This is a genomic window from Pedobacter sp. KBW06, assembly GCF_003852525.1.
Lineage (GTDB): Bacteria > Bacteroidota > Bacteroidia > Sphingobacteriales > Sphingobacteriaceae > Pedobacter.
Map to the genome: position 1 here is coordinate 183,253 of NZ_QAJL01000006.1, position 11,953 is coordinate 195,205.

The 11,953-nt window shown below is 43.3% G+C and carries 9 protein-coding genes; 6 read left to right on the forward strand and 3 right to left on the reverse strand.

Features of this window, described 5'->3' with window-relative positions; all coding sequences use genetic code 11:
• The 3 genes from DBR43_RS30655 to DBR43_RS30665 are packed head-to-tail and all read right to left on the reverse strand — an operon-like array spanning position 1 to position 4,411.
• Positions 1–1,173 carry an enolase C-terminal domain-like protein gene (locus DBR43_RS30655; RefSeq protein WP_124587165.1) on the reverse strand — a complete coding sequence of 391 codons (1,173 nt, stop codon included), beginning with the start codon at positions 1,171–1,173 and terminating at the stop codon, positions 1–3.
• Positions 1,174–2,082, reverse strand: coding sequence for an aldo/keto reductase (locus DBR43_RS30660; RefSeq protein WP_124587166.1), 909 nt, complete (start codon positions 2,080–2,082; stop codon positions 1,174–1,176).
• A gap of 7 nt (positions 2,083–2,089) precedes the next feature.
• Positions 2,090–4,411, reverse strand: coding sequence for a hypothetical protein (locus DBR43_RS30665; RefSeq protein WP_124587167.1), 2,322 nt, complete (start codon positions 4,409–4,411; stop codon positions 2,090–2,092).
• 460 nt (positions 4,412–4,871) lie between these two features.
• Here DBR43_RS30665 and DBR43_RS30670 point away from each other — a divergent pair, with 460 nt between their 5' ends.
• The 6 genes from DBR43_RS30670 to DBR43_RS30695 are packed head-to-tail and all read left to right on the forward strand — an operon-like array spanning position 4,872 to position 11,821.
• Positions 4,872–5,309, forward strand: a complete 438-nt coding sequence (locus tag DBR43_RS30670; RefSeq protein WP_124587168.1) for a response regulator — start codon at positions 4,872–4,874, stop codon at positions 5,307–5,309.
• 12 nt (positions 5,310–5,321) lie between these two features.
• Positions 5,322–6,071: a polysaccharide biosynthesis/export family protein gene (locus DBR43_RS30675; protein WP_124587169.1), complete on the forward strand. Its 750-nt coding sequence runs from the start codon at positions 5,322–5,324 to the stop codon at positions 6,069–6,071.
• A gap of 5 nt (positions 6,072–6,076) precedes the next feature.
• On the forward strand, positions 6,077–8,197 hold the full coding sequence (locus DBR43_RS30680; protein WP_124587170.1) for an exopolysaccharide transport family protein: 2,121 nt from the start codon (positions 6,077–6,079) through the stop codon (positions 8,195–8,197).
• Positions 8,194–9,444 carry a lipopolysaccharide biosynthesis protein gene (locus DBR43_RS30685; protein WP_124587171.1) on the forward strand — a complete coding sequence of 417 codons (1,251 nt, stop codon included), beginning with the start codon at positions 8,194–8,196 and terminating at the stop codon, positions 9,442–9,444. Before DBR43_RS30680 ends, DBR43_RS30685 begins: the two co-directional genes overlap by 4 nt.
• On the forward strand, positions 9,426–10,541 hold the full coding sequence (locus DBR43_RS30690; protein WP_158622642.1) for a glycosyltransferase family 4 protein: 1,116 nt from the start codon (positions 9,426–9,428) through the stop codon (positions 10,539–10,541). Before DBR43_RS30685 ends, DBR43_RS30690 begins: the two co-directional genes overlap by 19 nt.
• The gene (locus DBR43_RS30695; protein ID WP_124587173.1) at positions 10,538–11,821 is read left to right on the forward strand and encodes an O-antigen ligase family protein; all 1,284 of its coding nucleotides are present in this window, start codon (positions 10,538–10,540) and stop codon (positions 11,819–11,821) included. Before DBR43_RS30690 ends, DBR43_RS30695 begins: the two co-directional genes overlap by 4 nt.
• Positions 11,822–11,953 lie beyond the last annotated feature (132 nt).

The window sequence follows — 11,953 nt, forward strand, 5'->3', positions numbered from 1 at the left end:
TTACATCGACACTACAGGATTGTACTTATGGATATTTTGCTTTTCCCATACCCTTTCCCGTATGATCTTATTTTCTTTATAACAATAGTCCCAATCTATCCTTACCGGAAATCCTTCCGTCTCCGGCAGGATAAATTTCCCATCTTTCCATATTGGAGACACTAAAAAATACTGCCCAAGGCCATGCATAATAGAATAAAGATATTCGACCATCCCCGTCTCTTCTGCCGAGGCCATAAGCGCCGTTGAATATAGGGAATATCCGCCAGAAGAAAACTGGATTTTATGTTGCTGACAAAGATCTCTGACTTCCATCCATTCCTTTACCCCACCTATTTGTGTGGGAACCGGTTGCAGGTGAGTTACCCCGCAGTTGACCAGGGTAGGGAAAATTTTAGCTGTACGCTCAGATTCCCCATAGGCTACGCTAACTGATACCCGCTTACAAAGTTTCTCGATCTGCTCATAAGCAGCCGAGTGCACCGGTTCCTCCAGCCAGCAGAGCCCTTCTTCTCCAACACCATCTATAAACCGGTACACGTCTTCACAAGACCAGATCTGATTGGCGTCTACTGCCAGTTTCATGCGGTTACCCAGGAACTGCTGCACAAATTTTACCCGGGAGATGTCTTCTTTAATCTTAGTCCCAAAATCCTTTCCGACTTTCATTTTGTAACAGCTTGCTCCGGCATCTATAAAAACCTGTAACTCCTGCTCCAATTCCGCATAAGTATAATTGGTTCCTCCTCCGCTTCCGTACATCTTCACTTCATTACGCTGAGCACCCATGTACCGATACAAAGGGGTCTTTTTTCTTCTCGCTGCCAGATCATATAAGGCCATGTCAATCTGACCAAGCAAAGCTGATGCAGTTCCCTTAAATCCTTCATTTCTGATAGACCAATAGAGTTTGGGATAAAAGTCTTTGTAGGGAACGGAATGGCTGTGGAACAGAATTGGAAATAAACAGGATTCCAGGATATTGATATAGGTATGATACACTGGTGCTTCTCCAATATTCCCATCTTCATCCTCGATGGTAATGATCGAAATCCCGAAATGCGGGAAAGGTCCCATCGTGGCGTCCTGAAAAGAAGTAACCGAAGGAACTTGCTCTAAAACCCTGATACGGATTTTTTGTATGTTAAAAATTTCGTGATCTATCTGATGCATTTAAGTTTTGATGAGTGCCTGAAGGATGATAAAATATAGTGCTGGTGTTAACGGCCCTGCATGGAATGCAGAGAGCGTATCTGTCAGTTGTTGTGGGTTTGCTGCTCCGATCACAATTTTAACCGGATAAGGAAGACTGATCAAAAACCGATGGGCAAGCACGGATAAGGGCATATTGTAGGCTTCTGCAATTTCGTTTACCTTTTTGGCCTGTTCCACACTATCTGAGTTGAGCCAATCGGGAGGAGCAGCCGTAAACGCGGAAAAATTGCAGCCCAGTAAACCCATATTCAGCGGGCTGGCGGCATAATATTCCTTTCCGCTTTCTATATAAAAAGGGACACTGGTACATAATGCATCTATGCAGCAGGCATTGAGTTTATTGTATTCCATAACCACATCGAACAGCTGACCTTCGAGATAAGGTTCCAGGAACTCTGGCGCATTTCCACCCAGGCCTAATTTCCTGGTATACCCCTGATTTTTAAGGTCCTGCATTTGCTCCAGGATCCGTTCTATTTCGGCTTCCGGAATGGCAGAGGGATCGTGTAGAAAAAGTACATCAACAGCGGATACACCAAGCGTTTGAAGACTATTTTCCAGGCTTCGTTTCATGCCATCTGCACTGTAGTCATAACGGGCTTCAGTTGCCAGGTAGCTTTTTAAACGTCCTACCTTTGTGCTGATCAATGGCTTATTGCCAGTCCATTGTCCCAGTGCCTGTCCGATAAACTCCTCTGCATCCCCATAAGCCGGGGCCGTATCTATGGCTGAAAGGCCCTGTTCCAAAGCATTCAGAATGGTTTCCACAGACACTGCTGCCTCCACGTTCCCCCAAACACCGCCTAATCCGGCAGTGCCGAGCACCAATCGATTTGTGAAAGAGAATGCCATATCCTGTTTTGTCATTTACAATTTACAATAAGCCAGGCACACCTGCCTTATTAATTCTCACTTTAACCGTTTCTCCGGCCTTTATGTTTACTTTAGGCCAGTTTACAAATGCCGTATAACTCAGCGGCCTTAGCGACTGTTTTTCGGTCTCCCTGAGCATGGAGACACTGGCATCATACCTTGTTGGGTTATGTATGGAGAGTATGGTTTCTGATCCGTTATTTTCAAGAATTTTAGCCTCGACATGGTCAAACACATACATCTTTTTACTTTCCGGCCGTAAATAAATACCCGGCAGTTCCATAGCCATTAATATGCCGTTGGTTTCGGTCCAGCTGTTGCGGGTATTGATGAAATTACCGATACTCCCTTTACCCTCCGCATCACTTGGCTGAATCCGTTCCATTGAAGATCCGATCAGGTTATTGGTGGTGATATGTCCCGGCATGTTCACTGCCTCTGCCTGTGCATGCTGGATATCTCTGATCAGATCAGCATATTTTACGTTTCCTGTAGCGCGGAACAATTTGAAAAGGTAGTCGCCGGAAGCCGTACAGATTCCGGGCGCTGCATGTTTATTCTGGATACTTGCCCATACCGCCCCGGCCATATGGGATCCAAGCTTTCCAATGGCACTGTTTTCAGGAAAAACGGGATCGTAAGAAATGGCCCAGGTGGAACACAAAGCGGCTTGCACTTCTGCCATTTTCAGCCATTGTTTGTCACCTGTATAGTGGTACAGGGCCATGAGTGATTCCAGAAAACCAAATGCCGATTCTGAGTTGGCATCCTGGGAGATGTCTCCGCAGTCGCCACCGGTTAGCCCTTGTTGCTGAACATCCCGGCGATAATAAAATTTCGCGGATGCAGCAGCAACGGTCAGGAATTCTTTGTTTTGAAAATAGTCGGCAGCCAGGGCTAAACCCGCCGGCACAATAGCCGCCGCAGTAGAGTTATATACCGCTATTTCTCCTGTTTCTGGTGCAATGTATTGACCAAATTCTCCGGAACTTTTCCAGGTCCGTACAAAGGCCTTTGCCAACTTTTCGGCTGCAGTTTCCCATGCTGCTTTAATTGTATTTCCATGCCCCTGTGCCTTTAGCAACATCAGGTGTTTCATAAACCAAAGTAATGCATCTGAATTTTTCCTGACCATGGCTTGTACGGGTTTAAAATCAGGATGCATTTTTTCCGGTCTGATCTCCCCGTTTGCTTTAATTCCCCCATAGAAATAGCCACTCTTTCCCTGGAGTTTGTTCACTACAAAATCCAGCTCAGCGGCCACCCGGCTGCGTTCTTTTTCATCGTTAAGCGCAAGCATAGGATAAGTATTCATCATTCCGCTCACCCATCCCAGTTGAAAATCTTTGTTGTTTTCCGGTGTATAATAAGAACCTGCCGGAACCTGCACAAAATTGCCCCTGGTAATTGTGGAAACCACTTCAAATAATTTACTCATGGGCAACAGGTTACGGGGCTGATTATCGCCTGAGAAATCCTTACGGACCTCCATAAATTTGGTCAGCAAGGCAGGGATACTTTCGGCTTTAAAAACGTAAACCCTAAAATTCAGGGTAACTTCATCACCTGTTTTCCAATCCGGGGCGATGTCTCCACTGTTGTGAAAATCTCCAAATCCAGGTGCAAGCTTGCGTACAGCAGGTGCAGAAATGCCAAAACGACAACTGTCCTTTTCTGCATTTTCGGAAATGGTCAGGCCATTATTACCTAATTTTGTCAGTTGTCCCGTCAACACGATAAAGCCGCTCTTTTCCTTTTCGGAAAAGAAGCACATGGCTGGTGTGGCAGCATTCCCTGTTTGCAATTGAACTGTAGAGGGCATGCCTTTTTCAATCGATAAACGTGGGTTATTGGAAATCGTCAGCGGAACGGAGGGATTATAATACATATCCTTCGGATAGGCCGGACTGTATCCATCGCCTATAGCACGATAGCGGTTCCCATTGTATACCGAGGCGGGTACCAGCACATAATTTTTCGGATTCCAGCGGCCAAAATCCAGGGAAGCTTCCACTGCCGACGATGGTGCTGTCCCCTCGCTAACCCGAAAGGATGCGGCAATATCCACCGCTTCAGGATGTCCGGAAACCGGTGTATGTTTAAACTGTAACTGCCATGTTCCGGTATTTGTTTTTAACGGGCTGTTTTTACTAAAAAACTGCCGTGAAACAAGATCTGTTCCCTTAAACTGACTGACTGAAAAGTTTAAGGAACCATTTAAATTTCCTAAAATTTTATTCAGCGATTCTTGCTGTTGGGCCAGGGAAACAACGCTCCATGAACAACAGACCAGGACCCCGAAACTCTTTCTTAAAAACATCATTTTAATCATTTGTGTGTGTAAACAAATATTCCATTGCAAACAACAGGATACCACATCTAATTTGATTATTACAGATGCTATTTTTGCCTTTATGTTTTATCAATTGATGAATATTGAAGGCTTCCTAATCTCGTGCCCAGATCAAAGATTTAAAGGATTGATTATGGCGTCATGTCATGATTCTAAAATTACTTGCTTATATTTAGTATAAACCGTTCTCAAAACTCATCCGAATGACTAATCATCCTTCAAGCCAGCAGGAATCCCAGGTTACCGGCCGTTTTCCTTCCATTTTTATTCGAAAATTGAAATTTAAAGTCCAACCAGACTGTTTCCATAATCTGGAATTCAGCTCCATCATTTGGAACCTCTAATCCTCCAAACTTCCCCTAAACTGAATTAAAAGCTATTTATTGGTTTGGCACCGGTTTAGATTAACACTCATCAAAACCTATAAATCATGGAAACAACAAGTCCCAAATTCAAAATATTTCTGGTAGATGACGATACCTTTTGCCTGAACCTGTATAGAATCTATCTTGAAAACGCTGACTATAAAGACATCAGCATTTTTGAGAACGAAACCACCTGTCTCAATCATTTAACAGAAAAACCAGATGTTATTTTTCTGGATTATGGATTGAACAACCTAAGTGGTATTGAAGTACTGAAAAAAATAAAAAGGTTCAACCCAGACATCTTTGTCGTCTTTCTGTCCGGACAAGCAAATATCGCGACCGCAGTAAACGCTTTAAAATTCGGGGCTTTTGATTACATCGTAAAAGGGCCGGAAGAATTAATGCAAATCACGAAGGTCCTGCTTAAGGTTAAGGAAATTCAGGAATTGATGAAACAGAAGAAACCTGGTTTTTTCAGCAAAATAGCCTCCTTATTCTAATCATAAAAAATCATGAAAACGTCATTCCCTTGCGTCATTGTAATGTTCACAGTCTTATTCTTTTCTTCCTGTACCACTCAGAATTTACTGTCAGGGGCCAGGCAAAACACCCGTTTTACAGATTCGCTTTTCGCCTATAATCCACATTACGAATACACACTGGAAAAAGACGACAAAATCAGCATTAGCGTGTGGGATCATGATGACCTGAGCGTTGGCTCTGTTTACGGGATTTACAATTCCAATGAAGTCTACGGCAAATGGTTAATGATCAATACCGAAGGCACCGTAACCGTCCCTAAACTTGGGGAAGTAAACTTATTAGGATTAACTGTTCCTCAGGCAAAAGAAAAACTGACCCTGGGATTTAAAAAGTGGATTGTCAACCCGATCATTGAAATAAAGATCCTAAATAAAGAGGTGTCGATATTAGGCGAGCTTAAAACTCCCGGAAAATATCTGCTGGAAAAAAGCAACACCACCTTACTGGACATCATCAGCCGGGCCGGCGACTTCGACTTTTATGCCAATAAGAAAAAGATTCAAATTGTAAGGATGGTCGATAATAAACCCGTAACGCATATTGCAGACCTGACCACTATGGAAAATTACCTGAGTTCAAACATCCAGATACATCCTGGAGATGTGATCTATGTACCTAGCCGTAAAGGTAAACATTGGGATAAAAGAGTCGGCTCCACCATTGTACCTATTGCTTCGGCGATCAGCTCGATAGTATTGATTTGGGGGATTTTAAAATAAAGGTCATGAGCAATTCAAAAGATAGTTTAGATGCACTTCGCCCACTGTACCGGGGATTACCCATCATTTTACTGACGATATTTTTTGCTGTTCTTATTGCAAAAAAATACCTGAAATACACGACTCCTGAATATGAAAGTACCGCCAAAATAAAACTGGCGGATATCCACGAAGGCGTGAATAACAGCAATCTTTTTAAAGATTTTGATGTCTTCGCTACAAGCAATAAAATCGGAGCCGAAGTAGAATTGCTGAAATCTAAAGCACTGGTATCAAAAGTCATCGCTAAACTGCCGCTAAAAACATCCATTTACCGGGTGGGTGAAATCCATAAAACAGAGCTCTACAATAACTCCCCTTTTATCGTTAGCGCAGACATAAAAGACAAGAAATGGCTCGACGGGAATTTCAGTTTACACCTTCATAACGATTCGCTCTTTAGCCTGACTACCCCTACCGGAGAAAGCATCAGCGGAACAATGAATCGCCTCATTTCAAACAGGATGGGAAGCCTCATGATCTCCAGAAACAACCGTCTTTTGCAAAGCAGACCAGGCCTGCAGGTAAATGATAATTATGCCTTTGTGGTGCACTCTGATGAAAAACTGGCAGATGACCTCATCGCCGGATTGGATGTGATGGCGGTAGACAAGGACATCCCGGTATTAAGAATCAGTTATAAATGCCCTGTAGCACAAAAATCTGCAGATGTGGTCAATACACTTTCTGCAGTCTACATTGCCGACTACATCGAGCAAAAATATAAATCCGCAGATACCACAGAGGATTTTCTGAACAAACAACTCCATAACTATAGTAAAAAACTGTCCTCAAGTGAAAATGCCATACAGCAATACCGGGATCAGCATGACATCATTAATATTCCTCAGGAAACAGAAACAGACCTCAGGAAAATTGCCGACTTAAAAAAACAACTTGCCAGTGTCAAAATGAACTTAAATGCGGTAGACAGCCTGAACGAGTATATGAAAAACGGAAAGGAAAAGTTTCTTCAGCTTGCACCCAACTTTGAGGCATTTACAGATCTGCTGAGCACCGAACTGGTAAAAAAAGCGAAGGAGCTGCAACGGGAAAGAAGTGACCTTCTTTTAAGGTTTACTCCTGAACATGAGAACGTAAAAGTGATCGACGAAAAGCTGAAAGATATCAGTGATTATATGTTGGAAAGCATCAAAAACACGCAAAGTAACCTCCGCATTAAATACCGGGACCTCGATCAAAGCATTCAGGAATCGGAAAAAGTATTTTCCGGCCTTCCGGGCCGGGAGAAAAACATGACGGTTCTGGAAAGAAACTTTGGCCTCAATGATCAGGTATACCGGTTTCTACAGGGAAAGCGGACAGAAGCAGAAATCGCAAAAGCAGCAACCATTTCTTTTCATAGGGTCATCTCAGCAGGGGAAGTTCCGAACAAAGCCATCTCTCCTAACGTCACGATCATTCTGATCCTTTCGATGATTCTTGGCCTGATGGCAGGAATTGGACTCGTATATATCGCTCATGCTTTAAAATCAAGGGTAAATAACGAACATACCATTAACCGTTTATCAGATTTACCCGTTATTGCATCGGTCCCTTACTTAAAAAAAACGATGGAAAAAGCGCATTTTTTTAAAAGCTGGGTATTGCAAATGGAATTGAAAGGCCTGCTCAAAAAGGGAACAGTAATCGTGGTTTCTTCATTTAACCAACTGGAAGGAAAATCTTTTATTGCCGGGGGATTATGTGCCGAATTACAGGCTTCAAATCAGCATTTACTTTTCATTGATGCAGGAAAAGAGGCAATTTCGGAAATGAACAGACCTGATTCCTGGAAAACCTACCTGGAAAAGGCAAAAACAACCTACGACCTCATTCTGATCAGAAACTTTCCACTGGAAGAAAACCCGACAGGTTTACTATTAATGGCGACCGCAGATCTGAACCTGTTTGTATTGGATAGCCGCCGAACAAAAAAGGCAAGCATCACCGCAGCAGATTTAATTCATGAAGACCTGAAAGTTCCTGACCTTCGGTTTGTACTCAACAGAGCCGGCTATATTCCAAGCTTATATAGCCAATTGAAAGAAATGACAATGCTTATCCTGCAAAAAAGAGCATCATGAAATTATATAAAACGATAGCCGAAAAATACTGGGTACTGGCAGACCAGATCGTGGTAAGTGGTTCCGCATTTTTAACGAACCTGATGCTTGCAAAAGCAATGGGCCTGCCGGAATATGGTAAATTTTCGATCATCGTCATGATCCAGCTGTTCATCCTGTCTTTAAGCATGGCTTCCAGCTCGCAGGTCTATCAGGTGTCCTACCCTGCTTTGCCCACCGCTGATCAGCAAAAATTAACGCCCGGAATGTTAGGTCTTCAGTTTGTGGCTGCAATGACTCTATTGCTCGGCGCAGTTGCTGCCTGGTCTGTATGCCGGATTGCGGGCTTCAAATCCATCCATTTCAGCAATGCTACACTGATCATGGCTGCACTCTCTACCGTTCTGTATGTGTTACAGGATTTCCTTCGCCGCGTTTTCATTACCAGGGTTCAGGGCAGCTATGCTTTTTTAATCGACAGCTTAACCAATGTGATTCAAATCACTGCTTTACTGGCAGCCTGGTATTTCCACATATTGGGACAGCTGATGGCCTGGAGCATCATCGGCCTGAGCTTTCTTCCATCGGTCATCACAGGGATTATTTTGATGAAACCGGGAAAGATCAGCCTCGCAGTGATCCGGTTTTCCTGGCAGCTTCAGGTACGAAAAGGCGGATGGCTCATCGGTTCTTCTTTGCTCCAGTGGGGCTCCGGATATTTCTTTGTGATCGCTGCAGGATGGTGGCTCGGCGCACCGGCCCTGGGTGCCTTAAGACTGGCCCAATACATTTTCGGGCTATTGAACCTGCTTTTACAAGCTATAGAAAATTATGTATTGCCCAAAGTTGCAGCCATTAAAGGCGACCTCTCTGTTTATTGGTGGAAGCTGATGCGTAAATCTTTACTAATGATCGTTCCTATTCTTTGCCTGCTCAGTTTGTTTGCAAAAGACATCTTCAGCATCATAGGCGGCCAGGCCTATGAGCAATACACTTTTGTCATCTACGGCTTAAGTCTGGTGTACCTGCTCATTACGATAGGTTATCCAATCAGAATCGCCATCCGTTCTTTAGAACTCAACAGGGATTATTTTATAGGTTATATTTTATCGGTAAGTACAGGCCTGCTGATCGCACCATGGCTAATTAAAACATGGGCGTTACAGGGGGTACTTGCAGGAATTTTTCTCACACAGCTGATCATGATCTGCTATTGGTCCTTCATTCTTCAGCGCAAATATGCCATATTATGGAAATCATACATTTGATATTAGGTAAAGCCAATCCGGAAAGGATGAATGGGGTAAATAAAGTGGTACATGAAATGGCGACCAGACAAGCGGTATCAGGGGAAAACATTGAAGTCTGGGGAATTACGGAACACCCGGTTCATGATTATCCGGCAAGAAACTATGTCACCAGGCTATTCCAGTCCGGAAAAAATGCATTTTCATTAAGTGATGCCCTGAAAAAGGAGATCTGTGCAAAAAAAGCGGGAACCATTTTCCACTTACATGGAGGTTTTATTCCTCAAATGTATAGCGCTTCAATGTGGCTGAAAAAGCACAAAATACCTTTTATTATTACACCACACGGCAGTTACAATAAGATTGCGATGGTAAAAAGCAAGTTGATTAAACAACTCTATTTCCGACTCTTTGAACGAAAAATACTCGTTGCTGCGAGCTCAATTCATTCGCTCGGACAATCTGAAATTGATGGTTTACAATCGGTTTTTCCAAATGATAAATCGGTACTCATCCCCTATGGGCTGGAGCCTGTAAAAGACATGATTCCATGGGAAAACAATGGAAATTTTATTGTCGGCTATTGCGGGAGACTTGACCTCTATACCAAAGGACTGATCGAGCTCCTGCAGGGATTTGACCTCTTCAGACAAACGCAGGAAGAAGCGAAGCTATGGATCATAGGCGATGGGAAAGAAGAAGACAAACAAAAACTCGTCGAAATTGCCGCAGAGCGGAACATGCAGCATTCCATTGTCTTTTTTGGATCAAAATATGGAGAAGAAAAGAACAACCTGCTGCGGAAGTTCAATGTACTGGCAGCACCGAGCAGAAATGAAGGCCTGCCAACAATTGTCCTTGAAGCAGCAGCAATGGGTATCCCTTGCCTGGTGACCAAAGCCACCAATACCGGCGATTACATCGATCATTATATTGCCGGTATTGTGATAGAAAAGACTGATCCAAAGGAAATATGCCATGGATTGAAAATGCTGCATCGCGCCATGCAAACAGAAATCGGCACCAACACCATCCGGGCAAATGCCAGACGCATGGTAAAAGAAGCTTTCGACTGGAAGCTGATCTTAGGCCGCTTTCGTAAATTATACGAGGCATGAAAGCCTTTGAAAATACAGACCAGCATGCGCGTTTTCTGAAAAGAACGGAATGGCTCTTATTGGCCATCCTGTTTTTAATGGTTGCCGGTTTTTTTACCTGGAGTGAAAATATCGGCATCACAAGGGTCATCAAGGTATTCAGCAGAATAGGGATGACCACCGCTGCTTTCCTGATCCATCAAATGATCGTAAAAAAGGGTGCAATTGGCGCTTTCGAATGGAAAAATCAATGGTCTCCTTTTCTATACTTCGCTTATCTTGGCCTTGCATTCATTTCATTTTTATGGAGTACCGATATTGCTTATAGTGCGTTACAGTGGCTAATGGACCTGGAAAGCCTGGTTTTTGCTTTCTATTTTATGAAATCCCTGATGCTGCTGGATGCTTTCTTCCCGGGTAATACCATTAGATTTTACAACCTGATGGGCAATACGGTTTTCCTGCTGATGCTCATATTTGTTGTCGGTATGTGGGTTAATCCCGGCGACTTTATGCGCCTGGTAGAAGGAGGAGAAGATCAAAGGCTCGGTGGTTATATTATGAATCCAAATGAGCTGGGAATGCTTTGCGGTTTGGGCATATCCTGCCTTATCTTTGACCTCTACCGCAACCATGAACGTTGGTGGACCATCCTTAAAATAGCCATACTTGCTTACGCATTGATCATGACCAAATCCAGGTCTTCTTTGGTTGGCCTCCTCCTCATCGTTTATTTTCATTTGCGCAGGTCGGAGTCTAAAATACTTAAATATGCCATCTATACCTGTATCCTTGGGGTGATTCCAATAGCGGTAGAAAAACTCATCTTACGAAAAGGAGGAATTGACGACCTGCTTTCTATGACAGGCAGAATGCCCTTCTGGAAAGCCCTGATTAACGAGGGTTTGCCCAGAGAACCCTGGTTTGGCTTCGGTTTTATGCGGATTGATTACAAGGATCATTTCGAAAGTGTCCATACCTATGCCGGCCACATGACCCACAATACCTTTATGCAGGTGCTAATGAACCTCGGTTTTGCCGGCTTCCTGCTCGCTGTTACCCAGCTTTCCTTTACCATACGTGGATTTTTAAAAGAACCGGAAGAAAAAAAGCTCATGCTCCTGGGAATCCTTATTCCGGTCATTATTAATTCCTTTACGGAATTCGGAATTTTTGGAGAAACAAATTATGGCATTCTATTTTATCAAATGTTGATTTTCTCCATCAGTTTGAAAAGATTTGACCGGTTCACTGTAACAGAACGCCTGTACTTAAAGAGACGACGACCGGATCTTTCCTGATAACCGGGCAAGAGCGCTCTTTTCCATAATTTGGAATCCCCTTCCCTCTTTTGGATTCCAACGCGACACAACCAACACACAAACAACTGATTAACAAGTATTTAAACACAAAACAAAAGACTGGCACCATTG

Bases quoted from the DNA above. Each gene is read 5' to 3' on its own strand.
- DBR43_RS30685 (WP_124587171.1), top strand. From the start codon at position 8,194: ATGAAATTATATAAAACGATAGCCGAAAAATACTGGGTACTGGCAGAC.
- DBR43_RS30680 (WP_124587170.1), top strand. From the start codon at position 6,077: ATGAGCAATTCAAAAGATAGTTTAGATGCACTTCGCCCACTGTACCGG.
- DBR43_RS30690 (WP_158622642.1), top strand. From the start codon at position 9,426: ATGGAAATCATACATTTGATATTAGGTAAAGCCAATCCGGAAAGGATG.
- DBR43_RS30660 (WP_124587166.1), bottom strand. From the start codon at position 2,082: ATGACAAAACAGGATATGGCATTCTCTTTCACAAATCGATTGGTGCTC.
- DBR43_RS30665 (WP_124587167.1), bottom strand. From the start codon at position 4,411: ATGATGTTTTTAAGAAAGAGTTTCGGGGTCCTGGTCTGTTGTTCATGG.
- DBR43_RS30695 (WP_124587173.1), top strand. From the start codon at position 10,538: ATGAAAGCCTTTGAAAATACAGACCAGCATGCGCGTTTTCTGAAAAGA.
- DBR43_RS30655 (WP_124587165.1), bottom strand. From the start codon at position 1,173: ATGCATCAGATAGATCACGAAATTTTTAACATACAAAAAATCCGTATC.
- DBR43_RS30675 (WP_124587169.1), top strand. From the start codon at position 5,322: ATGAAAACGTCATTCCCTTGCGTCATTGTAATGTTCACAGTCTTATTC.
- DBR43_RS30670 (WP_124587168.1), top strand. From the start codon at position 4,872: ATGGAAACAACAAGTCCCAAATTCAAAATATTTCTGGTAGATGACGAT.